This is a genomic window from Arcticibacterium sp. GJ41-1 (genome assembly GCF_055808875.1).
The window spans coordinates 2503190-2528580 of sequence record NZ_CM147888.1 but is presented as its reverse complement, the minus strand read 5'-3'; the positions used below and the strand labels follow the sequence as shown (position 1 = coordinate 2528580).

21 protein-coding genes are annotated in these 25391 nt (G+C 37.5%); 13 read left to right on the top strand and 8 right to left on the bottom strand.

Features of this window, described 5'->3' with window-relative positions; genetic code table 11:
• Positions 1-86: 86 nt before the first annotated feature.
• Complete coding sequence (gene nagA / locus AC0L6O_RS10390) at positions 87-1220, top strand: N-acetylglucosamine-6-phosphate deacetylase (RefSeq protein WP_473308362.1); 1134 nt, start codon at positions 87-89, stop codon at positions 1218-1220.
• Here nagA and AC0L6O_RS10385 read toward each other — a convergent pair.
• Positions 1217-2653, bottom strand: a complete 1437-nt coding sequence (locus AC0L6O_RS10385) for a S41 family peptidase (protein ID WP_473308360.1) — start codon at positions 2651-2653, stop codon at positions 1217-1219. The two genes, nagA and AC0L6O_RS10385, sit on opposite strands and share 4 nt — an antisense overlap.
• Positions 2654-2761: 108 nt before the next feature.
• On the opposite strand from AC0L6O_RS10385, the gene nusB reads away from it, so the two are divergent.
• From nusB to AC0L6O_RS10360, 5 genes are all read left to right on the top strand, one after another.
• Positions 2762-3901: a transcription antitermination factor NusB gene (gene nusB / locus AC0L6O_RS10380; protein WP_473308359.1), complete on the top strand. Its 1140-nt coding sequence runs from the start codon at positions 2762-2764 to the stop codon at positions 3899-3901.
• A 64-nt stretch (positions 3902-3965) separates the two neighbouring features.
• Positions 3966-4295: a YtxH domain-containing protein gene (locus tag AC0L6O_RS10375; protein WP_341225494.1), complete on the top strand. Its 330-nt coding sequence runs from the start codon at positions 3966-3968 to the stop codon at positions 4293-4295.
• Positions 4292-4729 carry a DUF1573 domain-containing protein gene (locus tag AC0L6O_RS10370; RefSeq protein WP_473308358.1) on the top strand — a complete coding sequence of 146 codons (438 nt, stop codon included), beginning with the start codon at positions 4292-4294 and terminating at the stop codon, positions 4727-4729. The genes AC0L6O_RS10375 and AC0L6O_RS10370 overlap by 4 nt, the downstream gene beginning before the upstream one ends.
• Positions 4730-4761: 32 nt before the next feature.
• Positions 4762-5043, top strand: coding sequence for a preprotein translocase subunit YajC (yajC, locus tag AC0L6O_RS10365; protein WP_473308356.1), 282 nt, complete (start codon positions 4762-4764; stop codon positions 5041-5043).
• A gap of 107 nt (positions 5044-5150) precedes the next feature.
• Entirely contained in the window at positions 5151-5453 is a 303-nt protein-coding gene (locus tag AC0L6O_RS10360; RefSeq protein WP_341225497.1) for a DciA family protein, read from the top strand.
• Between the two features lie 22 nt (positions 5454-5475).
• Here AC0L6O_RS10360 and arsB read toward each other — a convergent pair whose 3' ends face one another.
• From arsB to AC0L6O_RS10345, 3 genes are read right to left on the bottom strand one after another with little or no spacing between them, the layout of a single operon-like run.
• The gene (arsB, locus tag AC0L6O_RS10355) at positions 5476-6525 is read right to left on the bottom strand and encodes an ACR3 family arsenite efflux transporter (RefSeq protein ID WP_473308355.1); all 1050 of its coding nucleotides are present in this window, start codon (positions 6523-6525) and stop codon (positions 5476-5478) included.
• A 1-nt stretch (position 6526) separates the two neighbouring features.
• Positions 6527-7144 (bottom strand): arsenate-mycothiol transferase ArsC, encoded by a 618-nt coding sequence (locus AC0L6O_RS10350; RefSeq protein ID WP_473308354.1) that lies wholly within the window; start codon positions 7142-7144, stop codon positions 6527-6529.
• Positions 7145-7175: 31 nt separating this feature from the next.
• Complete coding sequence (locus AC0L6O_RS10345; protein WP_473308516.1) at positions 7176-7505, bottom strand: ArsR/SmtB family transcription factor; 330 nt, start codon at positions 7503-7505, stop codon at positions 7176-7178.
• Positions 7506-7791: 286 nt separating this feature from the next.
• Between AC0L6O_RS10345 and AC0L6O_RS10340 the strand changes: the two genes are divergently transcribed.
• The 6 genes from AC0L6O_RS10340 to AC0L6O_RS10315 all read left to right on the top strand — a co-directional run bounded on the left by AC0L6O_RS10340 (position 7792) and on the right by AC0L6O_RS10315 (position 17009).
• Positions 7792-8349, top strand: a complete 558-nt coding sequence (locus AC0L6O_RS10340; RefSeq protein ID WP_473308353.1) for a sigma-70 family RNA polymerase sigma factor — start codon at positions 7792-7794, stop codon at positions 8347-8349.
• A 9-nt stretch (positions 8350-8358) separates the two neighbouring features.
• Positions 8359-9351 carry a FecR family protein gene (locus AC0L6O_RS10335; protein WP_473308352.1) on the top strand — a complete coding sequence of 331 codons (993 nt, stop codon included), beginning with the start codon at positions 8359-8361 and terminating at the stop codon, positions 9349-9351.
• A gap of 114 nt (positions 9352-9465) precedes the next feature.
• The gene (locus AC0L6O_RS10330) at positions 9466-12846 is read left to right on the top strand and encodes a SusC/RagA family TonB-linked outer membrane protein (RefSeq protein ID WP_473308350.1); all 3381 of its coding nucleotides are present in this window, start codon (positions 9466-9468) and stop codon (positions 12844-12846) included.
• A gap of 11 nt (positions 12847-12857) precedes the next feature.
• Entirely contained in the window at positions 12858-14363 is a 1506-nt protein-coding gene (locus AC0L6O_RS10325) for a RagB/SusD family nutrient uptake outer membrane protein (protein WP_473308348.1), read from the top strand.
• 127 nt (positions 14364-14490) lie between these two features.
• Positions 14491-15786, top strand: a complete 1296-nt coding sequence (locus AC0L6O_RS10320; RefSeq protein ID WP_473308346.1) for an ADP-ribosylglycohydrolase family protein — start codon at positions 14491-14493, stop codon at positions 15784-15786.
• A gap of 311 nt (positions 15787-16097) precedes the next feature.
• Positions 16098-17009: an EamA family transporter gene (locus AC0L6O_RS10315; protein ID WP_473308344.1), complete on the top strand. Its 912-nt coding sequence runs from the start codon at positions 16098-16100 to the stop codon at positions 17007-17009.
• 43 nt (positions 17010-17052) lie between these two features.
• Here AC0L6O_RS10315 and AC0L6O_RS10310 read toward each other — a convergent pair whose 3' ends face one another.
• Complete coding sequence (locus AC0L6O_RS10310; protein WP_473308343.1) at positions 17053-19026, bottom strand: heavy metal translocating P-type ATPase; 1974 nt, start codon at positions 19024-19026, stop codon at positions 17053-17055.
• Between the two features lie 264 nt (positions 19027-19290).
• On the opposite strand from AC0L6O_RS10310, the gene AC0L6O_RS10305 reads away from it, so the two are divergent.
• Complete coding sequence (locus AC0L6O_RS10305) at positions 19291-19683, top strand: DUF4345 domain-containing protein (protein WP_473308342.1); 393 nt, start codon at positions 19291-19293, stop codon at positions 19681-19683.
• Positions 19684-19701: 18 nt separating this feature from the next.
• Here AC0L6O_RS10305 and AC0L6O_RS10300 read toward each other — a convergent pair whose 3' ends face one another.
• The 3 genes from AC0L6O_RS10300 to AC0L6O_RS10290 form a co-directional block, all read right to left on the bottom strand.
• On the bottom strand, positions 19702-20289 hold the full coding sequence (locus AC0L6O_RS10300; RefSeq protein ID WP_473308340.1) for a Crp/Fnr family transcriptional regulator: 588 nt from the start codon (positions 20287-20289) through the stop codon (positions 19702-19704).
• A gap of 223 nt (positions 20290-20512) precedes the next feature.
• The gene (locus AC0L6O_RS10295) at positions 20513-22066 is read right to left on the bottom strand and encodes a RagB/SusD family nutrient uptake outer membrane protein (RefSeq protein WP_473308339.1); all 1554 of its coding nucleotides are present in this window, start codon (positions 22064-22066) and stop codon (positions 20513-20515) included.
• 12 nt (positions 22067-22078) lie between these two features.
• Complete coding sequence (locus AC0L6O_RS10290; protein ID WP_473308338.1) at positions 22079-25189, bottom strand: SusC/RagA family TonB-linked outer membrane protein; 3111 nt, start codon at positions 25187-25189, stop codon at positions 22079-22081.
• Between the last annotated feature and the right edge of the window lie 202 nt (positions 25190-25391).

Sequence of the window (25391 nt, the reverse complement as noted above, 5' to 3'; positions counted from 1 at the left end):
TAGTCGCAGCTCGTTGCAAAATATCACACTCTTTTGAGCTTTTTTTTCAATTTGCTATTCCTAGGTCTTTAAAAGTACTCCGCTTAATGCTACCTTTAAATTATAACAATCAAAGCCGAATGCCTTCCATTTCTACCAAAAGACTTTTTACTGCAGGAACCATCCTTCAGAATAAAACTATTCATTTTGAAAACGGTAAAATTACCGGCATTGAAAACGCTGTAGAGACTCCGACTTTTGAAAACATCTGTGCTCCTTTCTTTGACACCCATATTAATGGTGGCGAAAAGCTGTATTTGACCGAACAAGTAAATATGGAAGCCATTGACGATATATTTACCGCTTCCCTAAAAACAGGCACTTTCTACGTTTTGCCCTGCGTTATCACCTCTTCTCCTGAAAATATATTGAAAGGCTTGGCTGCCATTAAAGAATACATGAGCCTAAATCCAAAATCTGGAGTAATAGGTTTGCATTTAGAAGGTCCTTTCTTAAATCCAGTAAAAAGGGGAGCACATTTGGCCAAATACGTAAGAAAACCAAGCAATGAAGAGCTTGCGGGCATCTTGGAGGCAGGTCAAGACATTATCAAATTAATGACTATTGCCCCTGAACAATTCACTGATGAGCAGATAAAAATGATTCAGGATGCTAGTATTTGTATTTCGGCAGGACATTCTGATGCTACTAATGTAGAAGCTAACCATGCATTTGATTTAGGAATAAATTTGGTAACGCATCTTTTTAATGCGATGTCGGGTTTACATCACAGAAAACCAGGCCTCGTGGGTGCCACATTAGCTCGAAAGGAAGTTTGGGCTCCCATTATCTTAGATGGCAAACACTGTGATTTTGATGCAGCAAAAGTGGCTTTCAATGCCAAACCAGATAGATTATTCATAATTTCGGATGCCCTTTTCTTAGGTCAAAAGAAAATAAAGTTTCAATGGGAGGAATTTGACGCTACACTTGTCAATGGAGAATATGTAAACAGCGATGGCAACTTAGCGGGCTCTGCGGTTTCTGTGGGTGAATGCATTAAAAACGCGGTGGAGCAAGTTAATATACCGCTGGAAATAGCGATTGACATGGCTACGGAAAGACCTGCAAAGGCTATTGGCCTAGAAAGTAAAATCTGTAAAGTAGCTATAGGTTATCCTTCTATTTTCACTTCTTTTAATGATGAGCTTAGCCAGTTTGAAGTACTAAATATGGCTTAGTTACCTTTTAGTGTTTCTATTAATACCCTTTCGTAACTGTCTATATTTTTATCACAATCTTCTAAAGTGTACTCTACTTTAATATCAGGCTGAATAAAAAAAGATTCATCCGTCTTCTTCTTTCTCGCATGCACTATTCTATACTCAGGAATTCTCACTCTGATTTTACTATTTGGCAGCTTGGCTATGTACCAACTACCAGCATGGCTTCCCCAGTTTGCTCCACCTGGCACAGTTCCTATAAAAGTAGCCCTATCCATATTATCTAATAGTGAAATGGTAAAAGTGGTAGCCGAATATGACGCCGCATCCATAAAAACGTAAAGCTTTCCTTTATAAGCCAGCTTTGATGGTTTCTTTTTGGCAGGTTTTCCTGTGGCTCTATACCTATATAGACTATCTTTTTTATTAAAATAAAATGGAGCCAATAGTGGTGTAATTCCCTTTACAGGCGAAAAAACCTTAAAATATGCCGACCTTTTAAAAGCCATGGTGTCTATCAGCTTATAAGGCTCCGATGCCACATACTTCATCACTTTAGATATGTTAGGAATGTAGCCACCACCATTTGACCGAAGGTCCAAAACCAAATGCTCTACCGAATCTTTGTTAGCTTGCTTTATATGTTTTCTAAACTTTCGCTTAAACTTTGTTTGAAACAAATCTAAAGGCGAGCCTTTATAAACAAAAGATGTCACATCTATTTTAGCCACCGACAATGTGGAATCAATCACGGTATAAGACAAGTTTTTTCTAATTTTCTCCGGATACCTAAGTGTCAAAATACCACCCATTTGTTTTGTAGTGATGGTGGCTAATTTATAATGTATCACAGAGTCTTTCTCTATATTCCTAAGCACCAAATTAACAGTGTCTTTCAAATCAAAGAACTTAGGATAGTAAGCGTAAAGCATTTTGGTGGCATAAAGTTGCTTGGCACTCTCATTACCATTATCAGTTCCTATATTCCTTTTTAAAAATTCTTTAACCTTTTCTATAGGCTTACCATCAATCTCTAAGAGCTCTAAACCTCGCACTAAAGTGGTATCGGCAGAGGCATTATACTGTATCAAGTTTTTACCTTCCACCTCTGCCATAATGAATGGGAGCTTAAAAGGATGCTCCTTTCGCCATTTTTTAGGATGAGAAAAACCTGTATGTAAATCTTTGATTTGATAAATCAAAGGAGAAATTTTCAGGAACAAATCTGCTTCTGATATAGAATCAGTTAAAGACGCCTTAATTTCCAAATAAGTTTTTTCGTAAGCCTCCGGTGATTGATACCTAAAAAGCCCTGGGTGAATTTGCTGCATTCTCTTATACAGCACATCTATATCTTCTTTTGCCTCATCAGCACTGAGTATCTGAGCTTTTACTCCTAGAGAAAACAGCATAAAGACAAAAAAAAGACGCCACATATAGCTTAAAGTCAATTCTTAGATTAATTATATTGAATACTTTCAAAATTAGGCTGAAATAGGCGTTTATCTTCAAATCCTTTTAATTATCTTTGCGGCACATTAACAGTTCTTTGAATCAATATGCTGAACCGCCGTCTTATCCGAATTAGGGCTATGCAATCTTTATACGCCTACGAACAGTCTAAAAAGGCTAATTTCTTACTAGCCCAAGACATGATTCATGAGGCCTTTGCTCCCGATCTTAACTCCATGGAAGTACAAGACCGAGTAAAACTTCAGGGCTTAACAAAATTAGGAATTCAGCAATTAGAAGATGACTTTTCTATTGAAGGTGACAAAGAAGACTTTGAGCAACCTAATGAAGTCAAACTAGCGGTTAGTAAAGCTACCAGCTACTTTCTAGAGAAAAACATAATAGATTTTGACAGCCTTATCTTACGTACCGCGAAAGAGGCTGATAAAGTTTTTGAGATTTATTATATGCTGCTAAACCTATATTTAGCTCTGGCAGAAATGTCAGACAGAGATATAGCTCACCCTGGGAAAAGCAGATTAAGCAGTAATAAGTTAATCAAAGAGTTTGCAACTAATCCTGAACTAGAGAACATGACCCTGCGTCAAACCTTTAGATGGGACGAAGAAGTAGATTTTGTAAAAAGTCTTTACAACCAAGTTTTAAAGAAAAACCCTAAGTATCTTGAATACTGCGAAAAACTAAATCATACCTTAGAGGAAGACACCGCTCTGCTAAAGTATTTGGTTAAAAACGTATTCTTGAAAAATGAGGTTTCTGCTAATTTCTTTGAAGGACAGCACCTTTATTGGTCTGAAGACAAAGAAACGCTTAGAGCTATGGTAGCCCATAGTTTCCAAAACTTCTCTGAAGACAACAAACTAACGATAGCCAAACCAGATGAAGTTTGGCAGGAAAGAAAAGATTTCCTGATGGTTTTGTTTAAAAACGGCGTTAAAGAAGAAGAAGAACTAATGAGAACTATTTTGCCTAGCCTTAAAAACTGGGAATACGACAGAATAGCCGAAACAGATAAAATTCTTTTAAAAATTGCATTGATTGAAATGAAGGAATTCCCAGGAATACCTGTCAAAGTAACCATCAATGAAATAATAGAAATAGCCAAAACATACAGCACGCCTAAAAGTGGGCAGTTTGTAAATGGTGTTTTAGATAGGCTTTCAAAAGAGTTAGTTGCCAAAGGTGACATCAAGAAGACTGGCCGTGGAATGTTGGATAATAAATAAGTTAGAATAATTGCCTAAAATGGCTTTTTAAGATAATTTTAAGCACTAAATCAATAATAAGATCATGAGTAAATCGTCAGGTTCATTTTTAGCATTCATAGCGGGTCTTGCAGCAGGTACTGCTATTGGAATTTTATATGCTCCGGAAAAAGGAGAAGTAACAAGAGACAAACTGGCTGATACTTTAGGAAAATATCGTATACAGTTAGAAGAATTTATAGCCGACCTAATAGAAAGAGGTGACGAAGTAGCCATAGAAATGGCTGGTGGCGGAGATGTGGATAGCAAAGCAAAAGCAGACGGTAAAAAAGTAGTGAACGAAGCTCGTCAAAAAGCAGAAAAATTACTGGAAGACGTAGAAAATTTAATGTCACAGATTAAATCAAAAGCATGAAATATATAGCTAGTTTATTTTTAGGCGTGGTTTTGTTTTCATGTAATAACACAGCTACCCAAGAGAGCTCAACAGAGGCGGCTTCACTTTCAAATGCTAAAATCAGCTTTGAAACACCATCGCATGACTTTGGTACTATCACGGAAGGTGACCAAGTATCTCATGCATTTAAGTTTACTAACACAGGAACTGACCCACTCCAAATTACAGCAGTGAATGTATCATGTGGCTGTACCGTGGCTTCAAAACCAATAGGTATGGTAGGTGTAGGGCAGTCTGACGAAATCGTTATTAACTTTAATAGCACCGGTAAACCAGGTGTTAACAAAAAAACGGTGTCTGTGCTTTCAAACGCACAAAACCCTTCCGAAATACTTTCTTTTACTGCTACAGTAAATAAAGCAGAAGGAGACACCGAGCCTGAAAATCTTTAGAAAATTAACCTTAAAACTGAATAACAATCACTATGGTATTATTACAAGCAGACGCAGGAGCAGGAAATTATAGTTTTTTAATACTAATGGCAGGTATGTTTGCTGTTATGTATTTCTTCATGATTAGACCGCAACAAAAAAAGCAGAAAGAACAGCAAAAAATGGTTACCGAGTTAAAACCTGGTGACGAAGTAGTTACTTCTGGCGGACTTCATGGTAAAGTAGTAGCTACAGACGATGAGACTGTAACTATCTCTACTGGCGGTGCAGCCAGACTTACTTTTGAGAAAAATGCCATCGGTAAGAAGAAATAAATAGACCCACATGTTGAAGACCTGTTTGCCTAGTGTAAGCAGGTCTTCTTCTTTTTATATCCAAGTATTTTTTGTATATTACATACACAGTGAATCAATATAATAAAGTGAGAAGAAACGCCAGAGATAGCCAAGCTATGCCTTTAAAGGATGCCCTAGATGCCTTCCTAGATTCTTTTAACTTAAAATCCAAATACAACGAAACTCAGCTAGTAGCTTCTTGGCAAAAGATAATGGGTCAAACAATAGCTTCTAGGACTGATAAAATCTTTATCAGAAGCAGCACCCTATTTCTTAGAATTACCTCTGCCCCACTCCGTCAAGAGTTGGTTTTAGCCAAATCAAAACTCATAACACTTATTAACAAGGAAATGGGTCAAGATTTGGTAAATGACGTGGTCTTCATCTAAGTTTCAAGTTCTGTAAAATCCTCTATTCAGTAATAGTAGGAAAGTACTTCTTCCTTAGCCAAAAGGAAACTCTAACTAATAGTATTAAAGCAGGCACCTCTACCAAGGGGCCAATTACTCCTGCAAAAGCCTCACCTGAATTCAGTCCGAAAACTGCAATAGCTACCGCAATGGCTAATTCAAAGTTATTTCCCGCCGCTGTGAAGGCCACTGAAGCTGTTTTATCATAAGATGCTCCCATGGCCTTGGTTAAGAAAAAGCCAATAATAAACATCAGACTAAAATAGATAAGCAATGGAAGAGCTATAATTAAAACATCCATAGGTATCTCCACTATCAGCTCCCCTTTTAAAGAAAACATAACGACGATGGTAAATAGTAAAGCCACCAAAGTCATAGGTGATATAGCCGGAATAAACTTCTCTGTATACCATTTTTCTCCTTTTAGCTTCACTAAAATCAATCTACTTAAAATACCCAGAAGAAACGGAACACCTAAATAAATGGCTACACTCTCTGCAATAGTCCCAATAGAAATATCGACTATAGCCCCTTCAAAACCGAAATATGGAGGAAGAACCGTAATAAACAGCCATGCATAAAAGCTATAAGCAAAAACTTGAAAAACACTATTCAATGCCACCAAACCAGCTCCATACTCATTACTGCCTTCAGCTAGGTCATTCCATACCAAAACCATGGCAATGCAACGAGCCAAACCTATCAAAATAAGACCCACCATATAAGAAGGATAATCTCTCAAGAATGTAATGGCCAACAGAAACATTAAAACTGGGCCTATAACCCAGTTTAGCAATAGTGAAATTGATAAGATTTTAGTGTTTTTGAAGACCTTAGGCAGTAATGCATAATTAACCTTTGCCAAAGGCGGATACATCATCAATATAAGCCCAATGGCTATTGGAATATTAGTACTTCCACTACTAAATGAGTTTATGGTATCAGGAAAAGTTGGAACAAAATAACCAATGGCTACGCCCAAACCCATTGCCACAAAAATCCATAAGGTTAGATTTCTGTCTAAAAAGCTTAATTTCTTTGCTTGTGCCATATTATGCTTGAATTTGAGAGAATACGTAGAATAATTCTGTTGCTATTTGTAAACTTCTTTCCATGTATTTTTCAGCTTGCTGAGGCGTGTTGTCAAATGCTTTAGGGTCTTCAAAAGTTATAGGAATTCGCTTTTCTGCTCCCTCTATAAAAGGGCAAGCACCATCCGCACTAGAACAAGTCATGATAGCAGCAAAAGCCGACTTTGGATTAAAAGCAGCATCAAGCTTTTTTGAAAAACATATTATTGGATGTTGGTTAGCGTCATATTTAACACTGTAAACCGGATTATCTCCTTTTGAAATAGTCTCAATCTGAAAGCCTGTATTCTTTAAGGTCTCTGCCGCCATTGGAAAAAGAGCCGTAGCCTCTGTTCCTCCAGAATAAGAAAACACCTGCTTTATTTTAAAATGATGAGCCAATGTTTGTGCCCAAACCTGAGATAAATGGCTTCTGCGTGAATTATGTGTGCATATAAAATTTAATCGTATTTCTTCATTGGCATTGACCTTACTTTGAACAAAGTCTATCAATGGTTTTAGTGTCTCCTTTCGTGAAGCAGAAATGGTTTCAACATTCAGTGTTGAAATGGTTTGGTCTATTTTAGTAAATAATGACATTATCTTTGATTTATTATGTGAAACAATTCTTTTAACAGCAAGTTTTACTGCTTATATCTTGGTCTAAAAAGTCAAACATGATGGTTTTCATCTTGCCCCATTTTTCAGAATCGATACAGTAGCATACGCTCGTTCCTTCTACACTTCCTTTAATGAGCCCTACCTGCTTTAATTCTTTTAAATGCTGAGAAATAGTAGCTTGAGCAAGGCCTATTTCATTCACCAAATCACCACAAACGCAAGCGTCAATTTTAAACAAATGCTGTAAAATTGCCACTCTGGCCGGATGACCAATAACCTTGGCAAGCACCGCTATTTCGTTTTGCTCGTCCGTAAATATTTCTGTTTTTGATAAGCCCATCTCGTTTTCTTTATTACTTAATTGCAATAATACGATTAATGTATTTGTTGACAAAACTATTTCTCTTTTAGAAAGCGAGAAAAGAGTTTTCTATAATTCTAAAATAAGCTCTAAACCTTAGCTATCTTTAATAAAGAAGGATATGTCGGACTTAGCATCCTTCCTAAAACAAGTGGCTCGAGGAGTTTAAACACTTAGAAAGATAATTTTTCAAGTATTTTATAAAATTATTTAGGGATTTCGTGGACTTGTTCTACTCTTAACTAAACCTGTTGAAATTTAATAAATGTTGAGCTCTAAAAATATAGAAGACCAAGAGTTGGTAGGCTTCCTTTTTGAAAGCAAGAAATGGGCTTTTGAGGAAATCTATAAACGGTATTGGAAAAGATTATTGGGCGTAGCCTTTCATCATATAGGTGTAATGGAAGAGGCTGAAGGTTTGGTACAGGAGATTTTCTTAAGCCTGTGGAAAAGAAGAAGCGATGTGGTGATTAAAAGGCTTGACCTTTATTTAACGCTAGCTATCAAAAACAAAGTTTACGATTATATCAAATCACAGATAAGCTACCGAAAATACCAGGAATACTTAATTTTTCAAGAGCTAAAAGTTCACTCCGACACCGAAAATATTGTCAATTATCTGGAATTGACAAAAGCCGTAGAAAAAGTATTAGCTAGGCTTCCAGAAAAAAGTGCCGAAATTTTTAAACGAAGCAGATTTGAAGACCAGTCGGTAAAGCAGATTGCAGGAGACTTAAATTTAAGCTCCAAAGCTGTAGAATACCATATCACTAAATCATTGAAATTTCTTCAAGAAAACTTGAAGGCTTATCACTATAACTAATCTTGAATTATGACTCTTAAAGAGTTTAACGATTTATCGAAAAAATATCTAGCTGGCAATACCAGTGAGGAGGAGGATAGGTTCCTGAGCGAATGGCAGGAACAGCAGCAAACCGACGAGGAACTACCTTTAAGTAAAATAGAGGAGTTTACGATGGAAAAAAGAATCTGGAAAAACATTAATAAAGATTTAAGCCAAGAAAGGCTATTTACGCTAAAAAGGCTTTTTATAGCCTCTGGAATAGCAGCCACTTTACTATTAGGTTTTATTTATTTCTCACCTGATTTAAACAGCACGAAGGCCACACAGCTTTCAGAAAACAAAAGACAAGGCATTGAGCTAACAAACACTTCCTCCAAAAAAGAAAAAGTAAAACTGGAAGACGGCACTATAGTAGAACTTTCAGAAAACAGCAGTCTAGTATATGGTAAAGATTTTAATAAATCTAAAAGAGAAGTTTATCTCAAAGGAGAAGCGTTTTTTGATGTAGAAAGAGATGTAACTAGACCATTTATAGTACACACAGGAGAATTAACCACAGAGGTGCTAGGCACTAGCTTTATGGTTAAGCATAATAAAGAAAAACATAAAGTGGTGGTGGAAGTAGCTACTGGTAAGGTGTCGGTTTACAATGAGAAGAAGTCTACCAAGAACAAGAAAAATGGCGTCATTATCACACCTAATCAAAAAGTCATTTTCGACGAAGTTTCAGAAAACATAGAACAGAGTATTGTAAATAACCCTAAGCCCTTGGTAAAAGAGAAAATAGTGGCTAGTACCCTCGTTTTCACAAGCATCCCTTTAAATAAGGTACTCTCACAGCTCTCGGTTATCTACGGAATTGATTTTGTTATTAATAACTCAAAATTACAAGAATGTAAAATCACAGCAGATTTAAACGATTTAACCATGTTTACCCAACTCGAGCTTATTTGTAAATCGATAGACTCCTCGTATGAGCAGAGAGGGTCTGTCATATTTATAAATGGCGAAGGGTGTTAAAAAAATAAGCCGAAAATGCTACGAACATTTCCGACTTAAGTGTACTGTTCATGTTTTGACCGCAGGAACATATACGAATTCAGTTTCTTAATCATTAAAAAACTTTTTAAAACTATGAAAAAAAAGATACCTATTCCAAAACATCTCTGGAAGTTTATGAAAATCACTGGTCTACAGATTATTCTCTTACTAATAGGATTAAGTTTTGCCTCGGCTAAAGAGTCGAGTGCACAAGAGGTCTTAGATAGAACTATTACCTTAAAAACTGACAAGCAAGAACTAAGAGATGTCCTTAAACAAATAGAAAAACAAGCGGAAGTCAAATTTGTATATAGCACTAAAATTGAACCTGGGAGGCTATTATCAATGGATCTAAAACGTGCAAAGCTCTCGCATGTGCTTGACAATATTTTAAAGCCGGTTTCTGTAGGATATGAAGTCATAGAAAATAGAATATTACTGAAAAAGCTCCCGAAGGAACAAACTATTTTATTAGAGGAACCAAAAGAAAAACCGTCAAATCAAGTAACCTTGCTTCAGATTTCTGGTACTATCAAAGATGAAAACAATTTAACACTTCCGGGTGTTTCGGTTATTCTGAAAGGTAGTCTTACAGGAACCACCAGTGATGCTGATGGTAAATACCAAATAGCCGTACCTGATGAAAAAGCAACTTTAATATTCAGTTTTGTGGGTTATGTAAGTAAAGAAGTGGTAGTAGGAAATAAGAGCATTATTGATATTACCCTCAACACAGATGTACAAACACTAGAAGATGTAGTGGTGGTAGGTTACGGAACGGTGAAAAAATCAGATTTAACAGGTTCTGTTTCTACTGTTAAGGCAGAGCAAATAGCAGCTTACCCTGCAGGAGGCATCACACAAGCCCTTCAAGGTAGAGCGGCCGGTGTTCAAATTTCATCAAACAATGGTGACCCAGGTGCTTCTTTCAAAATAAGAGTTAGAGGTAGCTCCTCTATTAACGCCAGTAGCGACCCTATCTTTGTAGTTGATGGTTTTGTGGGTGGTCAGTGGCCACCACCAGAAGATATTGCCTCTATTGAAATATTGAAAGATGCTTCTGCAACAGCCATTTATGGTTCTAGAGGAGCAAATGGCGTGGTCATGATTACCACGAAAAAGGGAAAAGCTGGTAAAACACAAGTTAACTTCAACACTTCCTACTCTTCACAAAATGAGATAAACAGATTAGACCTTCTTAATGCCGAGCAGTTTACTGATTACATCCAAGAGATTAACCCTGATTATGTATCGCCCGGTGGCAGTACAGACTGGCAAGACCAAATGTTTAGAACTGGCGGAATTCAGAACCATCAACTGTCTTTTTCTGGCGGTAATCAAAATCTAAAATACTACCTCTCAGGTTCCATTTTCGACCAAAAAGGAATCATTATCGGGTCTGATTTTGACAGGTACTCGCTTACCAATAACCTATCGTTTAAAATAAACGAAAAAATACAGCTAGGGATGAACATGTTTGCCCAGCGAAGCACCAGAAATGGTATTACAACGCAAGAAGGCTCGGCCGGAGCTGCAGGGCTTGGTGTTGTATCATCGGCTTTCAAGTTTATGCCAAACCAAGATATCTTCAATCCTGACGGAACATATACCACAGCTCTTTTAGGCGACCCTATTGATAATCCTTATGCTTTGGTAAGAGAACCTCAAAATGAAACTGTTGCTGATAGATTACAGGTAAACTTCTCTGCCGATTTCGACTTATTGAAAAACCTGAAATTCAGAACTACGTTGGGAGCATCTACCAATAATCTACGTTATGCTACATTTACCCCAACAACATTAAATGCAGGAAGAAATGTTGGAGGCAATGCCACCGTGAATGGAAACAAAAGCACCAATGTAATTAATGAAAACTACCTAACATTTAATAAAACCTTCGCTGAAAATCATAATGTAAACATTCTAGGAGGTTACTCTTATCAAAAAACAAACGGTGAAGGCTGGGGAGGAAGAAGTCAAGGATTCATTTCTGATGCTCTTTCTTTTTGGAATTTAGGTGCGGGTTCTGTGTATCAAGCTCCTAACTCTGGAACATCTAGCACGCAGTTATCCTCTTATTTTGGTAGAGTAAATTACGGTTTTGCAGACAAGTATCTTTTTACTTTCACGGGTAGATATGACGGTTCTTCCAACTTTAGTAAAAACAACAAATGGGCATTTTTCCCATCAGGAGCTTTTGCTTGGAACATCATGAACGAAGAATTCATGCAAAACTTCAATGCATTTACCTCATGGAAAATCAGAACTAGTTATGGTCTAACAGGTAATCAAGCCATTAGCCCTTATCAAACTTTAGCCCGTTTTTCTCCTGAACTAAGTATTCTTAACGGAAGCCAAGTTAATGCTGTAAGGCCAACAACTGTTGCCAATGATAATTTAACATGGGAAACTACGGCTCAATTTGACATTGGTACTGACATCAGTTTTGCTAACAATAGATTTACTGTAACAGCCGACTATTATAGTAAAATAACCAGAGACCTGCTCTTTGCCGTTCCTTTGCCTGAATACTCTGGTTTTCAAACTCAACTCAAAAACATAGGAAAGGTTGGTAATAAGGGAGTTGAGCTTGGTTTAGATTCAAAGATTTTAACCGGCGAATTTAAGTGGGATGTCAATTTGAATATTTCAGCCAATAGAAACAAAGTGCTTGAACTACCAGAAGACACCGATATTCAGTATGCATCAGGTCCTGGGCATATGGTAGGTATAGGTAATACCCAAATACTAAGAGTTGGTGCACCAGTAGGTAGTTTTTTCGGCTGGATATATGATGGAGTGTACCAAGCTGGAGATGAGTTTCTTCCAGGAGGAGGATTTGAGCAATTAGCTGGTGGAGAGAAATTCAGAGACATTAACGGTATTAAAGATGCAAATGGTGTATTAACGGGTGAGCCTGATGGTGTCCTTAATTCTGATGACAGAGACATTATAGGTGACCCAAACCCAGACTTTATCTGGGGAATTACCAGTAATTTCAATTGGAAAAACTTTGACTTAAGTATCTTTTTTCAAGGCTCTCAAGGAAACGACCTTTTAAGCTTTTCATTACTAGAAATAGAAAGCATGGGTGGCTCATATAACTCAACTACCAGAGCTTTAGAGAGATGGACTCCAACAAATACTGATACGGATATTCCTATTCGCTCGGCAAGCAGAGCACAAAGAGTATCTACTAGATGGGTTTATGATGGTAGCTATGCAAGATTGAAAAACCTTGCGATTGGATATAACTTACCTGCAGGTGTAGCTAATAAATTACACTTAAATAAGCTCCGTATTTATGCGAGTGCTCAAAACATTTTAACATTTACGAAATATCCTGGATATGACCCTGAAGTAAACTATAACTCAGGAGGAAGTGGTAGTAGTTCAAATAGAAATCTTGGTCTGGATTACGGAAGTTATCCAAATGCCAAGTCATATACCATAGGATTAAACATAGGCTTATAAATAGTAAAGACATGAAAAAATTAATAACAATCATATTAATTGGCCTTTTAGTAAACGTAAGTTTCTCTTGTGCCGATTTAGAAGAAAATCCAGTTGGTTTACTTTCACCAGAGGGCTTTTATAGAAGTAAAGCCGATGTAGAAAGTGCTATTTTCGGTGGCTATAGTGGATTGGCTTCTGAAAACATATTTGGAAGACAATTTCAAGGTTCAATCATGCTAAAAAGTGACATGGTAGACATTGGCAACAGAAGTACATCGCCTGAAAGGATTCAAATCAACGACTTTCAAATGGATGATAGCAATGGCATGGTAGCTAGGTTCTGGCCTATTTGGTTCCAAGTAATCAGTGCTGTGAACTCTGCAGAAGCAGGTGCCTTAAGTTTAGATTTGCCAGAAGCCGAAATAAACCCATTAATAGCCGAAGCTCGTTTTGTTAGGGCGTTCTGTTATTTCCATCTGGTAAGATGCTTTGGAGACCTTCCTTACATTGACCAATTTGTTAGTGACCCTAGTTCGGTAAAAACTATCAGTAAGACGCCTGAAGCAGAAATTTACAACAAGCTCATTGCTGACATGGAATTTGCAAAGCAATGGCTTCCTGACCAACAGCCAAATGATATTAGAACTAGACCTACTGCAGGAACAGCCGCTAGCTATTTGGCGTCTATATACCTTACGCTTCATGATTATCAAAAAGCGTATACTGAAGCCAAATTTGTTATTGACAACAAAGATAGGTTTGGATATAAACTTGAATCAGACTTTCAAGACCTGTATAGAGCAGAGCTTGGTGACCAAATAAAAGAAACAATCTTTGCTGTTGACTTTCTGGGCAATATTTCTTCATACCCTGAAAACGATGATAGTATGGGGCCAATGGTAGGAACTAGGCACCCTTTAGCACAGGGTTATGGTGTATTGGTACCATCTATGAAGGTATATGAAACTTGGGATAATCGTGATTACAGAAAAAGAGTAAGCTTTGAGGATACCCTAAAAGTAGATGGTCAAGTGGTACCTTATTCTGAATTTCCAGAACCAAGACCACACATTGCAAAATGGAGAAGATTTCCTGGCAACTCCGGCACAAATGGAAGAACCTCTGACTTCAACTACCCAGATTTCAGATATGCAGAAGTATTACTCATTGCCGCCGAGGCATCAGCAGAAATATCTGGACCAAACGCAGAAGCCTATCGCTACTTAAATCAAGTGAGAGCTAGAGCTAGAAATGAAGCGGGTGTCCTAAACTCATTTCCGGAAGATGTTCCTACTAATTTAAATAAAGCAGATTTTATTGATTTAGTGATGGACGACAGAAGACTGGAATTAGCCTTTGAATGGAAACGTTGGTATGATATAAAAAGAAGAAACCTTGGCGAGCAAGTTTTCAAAGGTGCTAACTCCCTTGAACCGAGGCCTGAATTTGACGCCAGTAGAGATTATTTTTATCCAATTCCAAGAAAAGAGATTGACCTTAACCCAAATCTAAAGCCTCAAAACCCTGGATATTAATTAAGTAGTCTATAAAAAGAGTGGTTTATTAGTTTTGTATAAATGCCGTCAAATTTGACGGCATTTATTTTACAACCTATACCTCAACCCTAATTACATTTAATTTCCAATACTATTTAAATAAAATATGAATACTAACAGAAGACCATTCGGTCTAATTCTTGGACCTATGCCGTATCCTAACTTTTCAAAAATATCACTGCTCGTTTTAATTCATCTTTGCCTACTTAGTAATACTTCTTATGGACAGAGCCAAAGCATAGAAAAAGAGGAGCTCAGAGATAAAATAGAAGCCTATTGGCTTGGCCAGTTGTTAGGGAACTATATCGGATTTCCGTTTGAAAACACCTATAAAAATGAACCAATACCTATATTAATAGACCGCTACTACAACGTCAATGACCCAGAAGTGGCAGACTTACTCATGAACAGAAACGACAGACGTGGATATGGAAATATCATGGCCGATGCCATGGGAGGTGCATGGAGCGATGATGACACCGATATAGAATTTGTCACCTTGCACGCTGTAGAAAAATACGGTTTAGACCTAAACTATGCGGAAATTACTGAAATGTGGAAAAAACACATCAATAGGTTTATTTGGGGTGCCAATAGAAAAGCAAGAGACTTAATGGATGAAGGGATGCTACCTCCCAATACTGGAAATAAGGAGAACAACCCGCATTGGTACAGAATTACCTCACAATTAGTGAATGAAATATGGAGCGTATTTTATCCAGGTATGCCAAATAAAGCCGCTCAAAGAGCCGAATGGGGTGGTAAAATTATGTGTGACGACTGGGCGGTACATGCCACTAGAGCATACGCTGTAATGTACAGTGCTGCCTTTTTCGAAAAAGATGTTAACAAACTGGTGGCCCAAGCTGCGTATACTTTACCAGAAACAAGTCCGTATAGAAGAGGAATGCTAGACGTTATTAAATGGCATGGGCAAAACGAAGATTGGCGTACTACACGCCAATTAATTCACGAAAATTATTACGAATATGTAGATGACTTTAAGGTTCCTGAGCCCTACCTATCTTCTGTAGTTAATGGTCTATCTGGAATAATGGCTATACTTTATGGGCAAGGGGATTTCCGTAAAACCGTGGGCATTTCAGTTAGTGCTGGTTACGATTGCGATAATCAAGCGGCCACATGTGGTGGTTTGATAGGTGTTATTAACGGAACAAAAGGAATACCTGAAGAACTTCTTTTAGAATTACCTTCTCGCGGAAAATGGGATGTTCCGTTTAACAATACATACATTAATTATTCAAGAGACGATTTACCAAATTATAACACTATCACAGAAATTGTGGATAGGATACTCGCTATTACAGAGCTAGCTATTATTGAAAATCGTGGCAAAAAGTATCAAAAAGGTGGTAAAACTTTTTATCAAATAGTGAAGTAGAAACTCACCAAAGACTTTGGACAAGTATCTAGTTTTAAAATTCAATCGAAACCAAATCCTCAAAACCCTGGATATTAATCAAGTAGTCTATAAAAAAAGTGGTTTATTAATTTTGTATAAATGCTGTCAAGTTTGACGGCATTTATTTTTTGCTTCAAGACAAGCATACGCCAATTTAAAACCTTGCTAATAGCACTATTCCCAAGTTTCTTTTAAAGAAAACCGCCTCCTTTAAAAATAAACTAGACTTAAACTTTTTACGCTTGCTATTCTTCTAATTTTGTTGGCTTAAATAGTAGTAAATTTATCTGATGAACTTTTTCAACAGCTACAAAAGCAACCTTTTCCTTAACCTTCTTTTGGTTTATATTGTTTGGGGAAGCACCTATATGGGTGTCAAAATCGGTTTAGAAGACCTCAGCCCTCTCCTACTCACCGGATTACGCTTCTTTATTGGTGGTACTATCCTATTTATTTTCCTTTTGTTTACAAAGAGCTTACCTAGCTTAAAAGATGCCAAAGGAAGTCTGTTTATCGGATTGCTTTTGACTGGGTTTGGAACTAGTGCACTGGCTTATGCCATTCAGTTTTTGCCTTCTGGTTTAGTGGCACTTTTAGCTGCACTTTTACCTATCTGGATGTTCCTTTTAGATTTCTTTTTCTTTAGCAAAGCTAAACCTTCCTTTTTATCTGGCTCTGGAATGTTAATAGGATTAAGTGGAGTTCTATTTTTATTTAATCCTTTTGGCTTAAAAGGTGGCATTAGCTCTGCTCAAGTTATACCTATTCTTATCGTATTTTTCAGCTCGCTCATTTGGGCATTTGGCTCTCTAATGAGCACAAAAACAACACAGGCTAAGGGCATAGCAGGCTTAAGTTTTCAAATGTTGGCTGGGGGAAGTTTTGCCTTATTGGCGTCACTGTTTTTAGAAAGTAATCAGCTATCTGCCGTTCAAACCATGTCTAGCTCTACTGTGATGGCCATGGCTTATTTGATTTTCATAGGCTCTTTCATAGGCTATACCGCATACATTTGGCTTATAAATAATGCTCCTCCGGTTTTAACATCTACTTATGCATTTGTAAACCCCGTGGTTGCCATCATCATTGGTTTTTACATTGCTGATGAGATTTTAGACTCTTCCTCTGTTATTGCCAGTGGACTAATTCTTCTAGGCGTAATTTGTATGACTTTAGGACGAAGAAAGAAGGGCGAGTTTTAATTCTAATTTGCTCTAAGCAAAACAGCATTTTCGTCAAAGCGTTTTAGTCAAACTTCATATTTTGGATTCTTACTGCGTTCAAAATGGCAAGAAGTGCCACACCTACATCAGCAAAAACAGCTTCCCACATAGTAGCCAAACCGCCAGCACCTAAAACCAAAACAATTCCTTTTACCACAAAGGCCATGGTGATGTTTTGCCAAACTATCTTTTTGGTCTGCTTTCCTATGTTTATTGCCATAGGTATTTTGCTTGGTTTGTCGTCTTGTATCACCACATCCGCAGTTTCAATGGTGGCATCACTACCAAGTCCGCCCATCGCAATGCCTGCATGACTTAAAGCTATCACTGGGGCGTCATTTACGCCATCACCCACAAAAGCAACCGTCTCTTTTCGGGCAATAATCTCTTTGACCTTGTTTACTTTATCTTCTGGCAGTAAACCTCCAAATGCACTGGCAATGCCCAGTTTTTCAGCCACATGCTGTACCACGTTACTTTTATCACCACTCAGCATGGTGGTTTTCACACCTAAGGCGGTCAATTTATTTATAGTTTTTTTGGCGTCTTCTTTGATGCTATCCGCAATGGTTAAATAACCCACAAATTGATTATCATAAGCTATCGCAATCAAAGTATAAACAATAGTTTTTGGGTCAAGGTCGTATTTGATGTCAAACTTATCCATCAATTTAAAATTCCCCACTAATAACTCTTTGCCTTTGGCAGTAGCTTTTAAGCCATGTCCTGCTATTTCTTCAACATTTTCTAGCTCTACGTCACGGTCTATTGTTCCTACAAAATCATGAATAGCTGTGGCTACAGGGTGCGTACTTTGGCTTTCCAAGGCATTTACCATTTGTAAGATTTCAGTTTGGTCAAACTCAGGATATATCAATACTTCTTGCACCTTGAAAACGCCTTCGGTCATGGTACCTGTTTTGTCCATCACCACGTTTTGGATATTCGCCAGAATGTCAAGAAAGTTACTTCCTTTAAACAAAATTCCGTTTTTACTGGCAGCACCTATACCACCAAAATAACCTAAAGGAATACTGATAACCAATGCACAAGGACAAGAGATGACCAAGAAAATTAATGCTCTGTAAAGCCATTGATTGAAGTCATAATCAGCTACAATAAAGTATGGAATAACACAAATTAGAAAAGCTAACAGAGCCACTATAGGTGTGTATACTTTAGCAAACTTTCTAATAAACAGCTCTGTTGGTGCTTTTTGGGATGTAGCGTTTTGTACCATTTCTAGTATTTTGCTCAGCTTGCTATCCGTATACGCTGTAGTCACTTTTACCTGTGAAACGGTATTTAGGTTTATCATTCCTGCCAAAACCGTTTCTCCCTTAGTTTTGCTGTCTGGCTTACTTTCTCCTGTGAGAGCAGCGGTGTTAAAAGATGCATTTTCAGAAAGTAATACGCCATCAAGCCCTAACTTTTCTCCCGCTTTCAGCTGGATGATGTCATCAATCTTTGCGTTAACGGCCTTGATGGTTTTGGGTTCCTTGTTTTGAAGAATGGTAACCTCGTCGGGTCTTTGGTCTAAGAGTGTTTTTATACTGACTTTAGCCCGTTTAACGGCCATTGACTGAAAGACTTCGCCAACGGCATAAAACAACATTACTGCTACACCTTCGGGATATTCGCCTATGGCAAATGCTCCAACAGTCGCAATAGACATTAACAAAAACTCTGAAAATAGGTCTCCCTTTTTAATGCTTTTTAGGGCATCTTTTAAGACGGGAAAACCAACTGGCAAATATGCCGCTACATACCAAAGTACCCTCAGCCATCCCCTAAACCAAGTTTGCGGATAAAAGTTATCTATAACAATAGCTATGAGTAAAACCGATAATGAGAAAATGGCAGGCAAAAACATTTTAACCAAGCTCTCGCCTTTGGCAGTGTGCTCATGTTCATCATCATGATTATGAGCTGTTTTAAAAACTGGTTCGTCTGTAGCACAGCAACCTTGCTCTGTTTCTGTATGTTTATGTTCCATCTTTTTTTGGGTGTTCATTTAATGCCGGTCAAAGCTCAAAATAAGGTAACAAATTTAAATCTTATAGTTCCACTTTTCTGGAGACTTACGTGACATTAGTTTTTTCTATGCATAGTTCAATCAAAGTATTTTGGAGCTTTTCCAGCCTCTTTAAGCTCAAGCCCATTCCATAATATTTTACTAACAGCTGACGAACTTACCCAAAGTCAAGAGATTCTATTTTTCCAAGGGGGACATTTGCAAAAGAATTTAAAAGTAAATCAAATGAAAAAATCAAAATCAGTAAAAACCTTGTTAGTTATTTCGGGGATTGTAGGAATTGGAATAGGTGGAGCTTTACTGCTTGCACCTATAGCTTTTGAAGCCTCTGCAGGCATCAATTTAAATGAAAAAAATGTAAGCTTGCTAAGCGAACTCAGAGCATTTGGTGGTTTATTGTCATCAGGAGGCCTTATAATACTCATGGGTGTATTCATGGATAAATTAACCCAAACCTCCCTTGCCTTATCAAGCCTTATTTATCTTTCTGTAGGTTTATCGCGTACGCTGGGAATTATTATTGACGGACCCCCTCATAATTCATTGCTTTATGCCACCATTATAGAAATAATTATTGGCCTACTCAGTTTAGCTGCCCTGATTAAATTCAAGAAATAAAAAACCTCTAAAAAAGGGTTATATAGATTTACCTTTCTGTGTAATCCTTTTTCTTATTCTACTAAAAGACTCAGGTGTAACACCAATGTAGCTGGCTAATTGATGCAAAGGGACTCTATTTAATAAGCTTGGTTGATTTTCCATCAATTCCAAATACCTATCTTCTGGTGATTTATTAATTAAGGAGGATAAGTGGTTTTGAATCCTAGAATAATCTATAGGCATCAGCTTGTGAAGTAAATATTCCAATTTTGGAAACTCCTCTTGTGTCTTTTCGGCTTGTTCTCTTGTTCCTGCGGTTAAAATAGAATTCTCCACACAAGATAAATAATACAATGAAGGTCTTTTTTCTATATAACTATCGTATGAAATGGCAGCCTGGCCTTCTAAAAAAAACGCCGTAGTTTTCTCCACACCATCTACTAATTGATATTGCCTTACATTCCCCTCCAAAACAAAATAACACTTATTACAAACTTCATTTTCCCTAAGAATGACTTCTCCTTTTTTGAAAAATTCAACTTTGGTGTTTTCCACAATAGCCTTAATTTCCTCTCGGCTATAAGTATTCAATGATGAAATAAATTTGCTTAATGATTCCTTCATTATAGTACTATCCTATATTTCTTTATCTGTAAGATGTAGCATTTATTGAACACAACCAAAAGCATTTGTTATTCAGTTCCAAAAAATGACTTAAAGTATTTTACTCAAAAAAGCCTATCAAGCTTTTGATTATTCTCTAAGCTAAAAGCTATAGAACAAAAAAAGGGGAAGAAGTAAAACTTCTCCCCCCCAAACACACTTCAGGTAAACTTAAACTAGGTTATTAGTAATTAGGATTCTGTACTAGGTTTGGATTTCTATCTAATTCACTTTGCTGTAAAGGCAGTAAGTAATTTTTTGACAAAAATTGCATTGGCTGTGAGCCAACCGTAGGCATGCCGTTAAGTTTTGATTCAGCCAATTCCCAACGCTTTAAATCAAAATAACGCAGACCTTCCATAGCCAACTCCACTCTACGCTCGTCACGGATATATTGACGTAAGGCTTCTTTAGTGCTGTATTCGCTTTGTGCTACAGGAGGCATATTCACTGTAGGTCTAGCACGAACTTGGTCAATAGCCGCATAAACGGTGGCATCAGGACCAGAAGCTTCGTTTTTGGCCTCAGCATACATTAAAAGTACATCAGCATAACGAAGGTGAACATAATCTTGATGCGATGTAGGAGCCGTAGCACCTGAAATTGGCACCTTATTAAGGTCTACATATTTCTCCATAATGAAACCAGTTAAACTTGGATTGTCAATCACCTGCTCTACTTGCGTAGTCGGGTTGGTCCATGTTTCACTTGGCAACTTCATAGTCATGTATAAACGAGGGTCACGGTTAGCATAATTGGTAGTATCAAGCGATGTGCTATTTGCCATTTTCCCATCTGCCATTTGATAGCTATCCGCAAAACTTTTAAAAGGCTGCAAAAGAGCCCAGTTTGCCATTTCTATTTCATAACCTGCTGGCTGAGGAGAAGAACGCTGTGGATTACCAATGGCATAATTGGTAGAGAACATAATCTCACAGTTTATTGACGGATTTGCTTGTCCATTCTCTAAGAATATTTCATTGTAGCTATTAGCCAATTGGAAATTTCCACCATCAATCACTTGTTTTAAAACCCTGGCAGCGTCATTCCATTTTTCTTGCGTTAAGAATACACGACCCAGTAAAGCCTGTGCACTTCCCTTTACAGCATGACCAGCATATTTAGTGTCTGGTAATTTTGAAATTGCAAAGTTTAGGTCTTCTTCTATTAATGCATAAATCTCTTCTTCACTGCTTTTTGCTATTCTACCTTCATCTATAGTAGCAAAATACTTCTTATATAAAGGTACTTCGCCAAACAGCTGAACCAGATCAAAGTAACTCAAAGCTCTGATAAATCTTACCTCTGCTTTATAGATATCTAACTGAGCTGCCGTTACGTTTGCCTGAGCTTGGTCTACATTGTCGAGAAACACATTGCAACTGGTAATGGCACGATATGGCGACGAATACATGTTTGAAATAGCACCTCCCGTGGTAGGTGAAATATTCCCCAAGGTCATTTCAAAAATGTTTCGTTGGTTAAAATTTATAACGCTGTAAGCATTGTCTGTAAGACCCTCAAAATAGATTCTTTCATAACCTAAGAAGTTATCTTGTAAACGTGAATACACGCCAGCCAAGCCCGTTTCTACATCTGCTTTAGTTTTCCAGAAACCCTGACTGGCAACACTGTCCAGTGGATTTTTGTCTAGAAAGTCTTTCTCACAAGAAGTTGTCAAGAAAAAGACCAGCAAGATGGTAATAGAAAATTGTGAAATTTTATATTTATTCTTCATTGTAGTACTTTTTTAGAATTTAAGATTTAAGCCAAAGTTTAAGATTCGAGCTTGCGGATACGACATGTAAACATTCGTATAAGAGGTTAGTGAACGCTCTGGGTCTTGCCCTTCAAACTTCGTAAATGTTAACAGGTTGTCACCCGACACAAAAACTGTACAATCTTTAGCTTTAATTTTACTGGTAATATTATTAGGAATGGCGTAAGACAGCATGACACTTTTTAAGCGTAAATAAGAGCCATCTTGTAAGAAATAGGTAGAGTTGCTATAACTGTTTACACCAGCATATCCGTCTGTATGTAATGCAGGAAGTACATTGCTTGGATTTTCAGGTGTCCATGCGTCTCTCCACTTTGTCATTGGCGGCATTCCTCCAGCAAATGGCTGTGGTCCCCAGTAAGACATTACTGATTTTTGACCTTCTATTCCTTGGAAGAAAATGTTTAAGCCAAACTGCTTGTAATCAAAATTAACACCGAAATCATAAGCAAATTTAGGATACAAACCATTGACCGGCTGACGGTCATCACCATCAATAACACCATCACCATTAAGGTCTTTCATCTTTAAATCACCTGGTTTTTTATTAGGATTTAAAGTACTGGTTGGCAATGAAGCATTAGAAATATCTGACTCCTGAATGATACCATCAAAAATGTATAAGTTCATTTGGTTGTAAGGGAAACCTACGGCTCTTATAGTGTTTCCAATACTTGGAGAGCTAATATGAACTACCTCGTTTTTGTATTGCGACAGCTGGAAATAGGCATTGTAGTTTAAATCGTTTATACGATTACGGTGTTTCAATGACAACTCATAGCCACGGTTACGCATTTTTCCATCATTAAGAGTAGGGTCTGACAATCCCATACTAGCAGGAATAGGCTGTTTGGCAAGAATGTTATATGTGAACTTATCAAACCAATCAAAAGTAACTCCGAATAATCCGTTCTTAACTTCTAAGTCAAAACCTATATCTGCAATTCTGGTGGTTTCCCATCTTAAACTTTGGTCTCTAAAAGTATTAACCACCGCTCCCTGTGTTAATGAAGAGCCATAAGGATATGCTACTGTAATGTCAAGATTGTCATGATATGCATAAGGACCAATGTCAGAGTTTCCTAAAACACCATATGAACCTCTCAATTTCAAATTGCTAATCCAGTCTACTTTATCCTTTATAAAACTCTCTTCTGAAGCTACCCAACCAGCAGATACTGAAGGAAATACCCCCCATCTATAATCAGGCGATACTCTAGATGTTCCATCATAGCGGATATTACCTTCCAGCAAATATTTGTGTTTAAAAGAATAATTAACACGACCGAATACAGACTGTAACGACCACTCATAAGGAGCATTATAGCCTAACATTCTAGCCGTTTGTTTGAATAATTCTTGATTTGTTGCGGTATACGCTTGTAGTTCCGTAAGGTCAGGATTTACCGTATTAGAACGTGTAGCTCTTAGCTGCTGATGTCTGAAACTATTCTGCTCATAACCTCCCAAAAGCATTACATCATGGTCATCTGCAAGTGTAGTCTCATAGGTAGCTACCGAGTAAAATGTCTTGGTATAATCTTTAGAATAATCATCCGTCACACCTAAAACATCCGCATTTTTAGGGATAGCAAGGTAATCTCCTGTTACAGGGTCTTTTTCATGTAATGAATAAGCCGTATAATTTTGCTGATGCATTTTGTAGAATATGTCTACATAGTTTACAGCGGCTTTTGTGGTTAATTTGAAGCCTTTAAAAGGCATGAAGTCTACATAAATCTGAGGGTTTAAATTAATCTCTTTGTAGTACTGATTTCCCATCAAAAACGTTTCTTGAAGACTTGGTCTACCACGTATAGGAGCTTCCCCAGCATAAGACCTTGTTACTGGCCGACCGCTTCCGTCTGGAAGGAAAGGCTCATTAAGAGGGCTAGTAGTATAAATGTACATTGGCGTAAATAGTGAGTTGGCCGCTGGCTGACCTGTATATTTACTCGTTAGATTTACGGAGGTTCCAATGGTTAACCACTTACTTAACTCCAGGTCATTTTTCACCAAACCGTTATAACGGTCAAACTTATAGCCCGGAATCATAGAATTCTGGTTAAGAGCATTGAAAGAAACACTGTATGTATTCTTTTCGCCACCACCAGATATAGACAAGTTATTATTTGTAACCGTAGCATTCTTAAACCAATAATCAATAGCATCAAAATTAGGATACTCGCTGCTTCCTGCTGGTGCATTACGGTAAGCATCAATGTTTGCCTGTGTATATGGTAATGCTTTTCCATCATTGGCAGATGCCGTATTTAGCATTTCCATGTACTCGGCAGAGTTTGATATCAAATCTGGCAATCTTGTAGGCGATTGAACAGAGATATTACTACTAATTGTAATTACTGGAGCACCTTTTTTACCTTTTTTGGTAGTCACCAAAATCACACCATTGGCAGCACGTGCACCGTAAATAGCTGCCGAAGATGCATCTTTTAAAACAGAAACACTTTCAATATCTGCTGGAGAAAGGTTTGAAAGGGAGCCTGAAACACCGTCAATCAAAATTAAAGGGTCGTTACCTGCTCCAAAAGAGCCCATTCCCCTTATTCGTATGTTTGGCGTATTCAAACCAGGCTCTGCACCAGGCTGTGTTACCACCACGCCAGTAAGACGACCTTGAAGTAAGTTGGCAGAGTTTGTTTGCGGTCTTGTGGTTAAGACTTTACCAGAAACATCATCGACAGAACCAGTGAGGTTGACTTTTTTCTGTGTACCATAACCCACCACCACTACTTCCACCAAATCGATGAAGTCATCTGTCATTACCACATCAATATTTGATTGGTTAGCAAGTGTAATTTCCTGCGTTTTCATTCCAATGAAAGAATATACTAACACTGCATTATCGGGAACACTAATGCTGTAAAGCCCTTCTTGATTTGAAAATGTACCGACCGTACTTGCTTTCATTGCCACAGACACGCCCGTTAAAGGCTCGCCTGTTTCGTCTGTAATTTTTCCAGTTACAAGCTTTGTTTGACTAAAACCTTGCAAAACGCAAAAGGAAAAGAAAAAAATAGTAAAATACCTGAGGTATTTAATAAATAGAGTTGACTTCATAATATTCGGGTTTACATTAGAAATGTGATTTTCTGGTTAAAAAGTATAGTATTTACTAGGTAAAAGTAAACGTCTCCATTGAGTAGACCATCCTGAGCCATCCTGAACCGTCATGTATTTTGCAAGTACGTTTTTCAACTATTTAGCGTAAATTATTGTACTATTCGAACACTAAGTATCATATAAACCAACGATAAGTATA

Bases quoted from the DNA above. Each gene is read 5' to 3' on its own strand.
- nagA (WP_473308362.1), top strand. From the start codon at position 87: ATGCTACCTTTAAATTATAACAATCAAAGCCGAATGCCTTCCATTTCT.
- nusB (WP_473308359.1), top strand. From the start codon at position 2,762: ATGCTGAACCGCCGTCTTATCCGAATTAGGGCTATGCAATCTTTATAC.
- AC0L6O_RS10375 (WP_341225494.1), top strand. From the start codon at position 3,966: ATGAGTAAATCGTCAGGTTCATTTTTAGCATTCATAGCGGGTCTTGCA.
- AC0L6O_RS10370 (WP_473308358.1), top strand. From the start codon at position 4,292: ATGAAATATATAGCTAGTTTATTTTTAGGCGTGGTTTTGTTTTCATGT.
- yajC (WP_473308356.1), top strand. From the start codon at position 4,762: ATGGTATTATTACAAGCAGACGCAGGAGCAGGAAATTATAGTTTTTTA.
- arsB (WP_473308355.1), bottom strand. From the start codon at position 6,525: ATGGCACAAGCAAAGAAATTAAGCTTTTTAGACAGAAATCTAACCTTA.
- AC0L6O_RS10350 (WP_473308354.1), bottom strand. From the start codon at position 7,144: ATGTCATTATTTACTAAAATAGACCAAACCATTTCAACACTGAATGTT.
- AC0L6O_RS10345 (WP_473308516.1), bottom strand. From the start codon at position 7,505: ATGGGCTTATCAAAAACAGAAATATTTACGGACGAGCAAAACGAAATA.
- AC0L6O_RS10340 (WP_473308353.1), top strand. From the start codon at position 7,792: ATGTTGAGCTCTAAAAATATAGAAGACCAAGAGTTGGTAGGCTTCCTT.
- AC0L6O_RS10335 (WP_473308352.1), top strand. From the start codon at position 8,359: ATGACTCTTAAAGAGTTTAACGATTTATCGAAAAAATATCTAGCTGGC.
- AC0L6O_RS10330 (WP_473308350.1), top strand. From the start codon at position 9,466: ATGAAAAAAAAGATACCTATTCCAAAACATCTCTGGAAGTTTATGAAA.
- AC0L6O_RS10325 (WP_473308348.1), top strand. From the start codon at position 12,858: ATGAAAAAATTAATAACAATCATATTAATTGGCCTTTTAGTAAACGTA.
- AC0L6O_RS10320 (WP_473308346.1), top strand. From the start codon at position 14,491: ATGAATACTAACAGAAGACCATTCGGTCTAATTCTTGGACCTATGCCG.
- AC0L6O_RS10315 (WP_473308344.1), top strand. From the start codon at position 16,098: ATGAACTTTTTCAACAGCTACAAAAGCAACCTTTTCCTTAACCTTCTT.
- AC0L6O_RS10310 (WP_473308343.1), bottom strand. From the start codon at position 19,026: ATGGAACATAAACATACAGAAACAGAGCAAGGTTGCTGTGCTACAGAC.
- AC0L6O_RS10305 (WP_473308342.1), top strand. From the start codon at position 19,291: ATGAAAAAATCAAAATCAGTAAAAACCTTGTTAGTTATTTCGGGGATT.
- AC0L6O_RS10300 (WP_473308340.1), bottom strand. From the start codon at position 20,289: ATGAAGGAATCATTAAGCAAATTTATTTCATCATTGAATACTTATAGC.
- AC0L6O_RS10295 (WP_473308339.1), bottom strand. From the start codon at position 22,066: ATGAAGAATAAATATAAAATTTCACAATTTTCTATTACCATCTTGCTG.
- AC0L6O_RS10290 (WP_473308338.1), bottom strand. From the start codon at position 25,189: ATGAAGTCAACTCTATTTATTAAATACCTCAGGTATTTTACTATTTTT.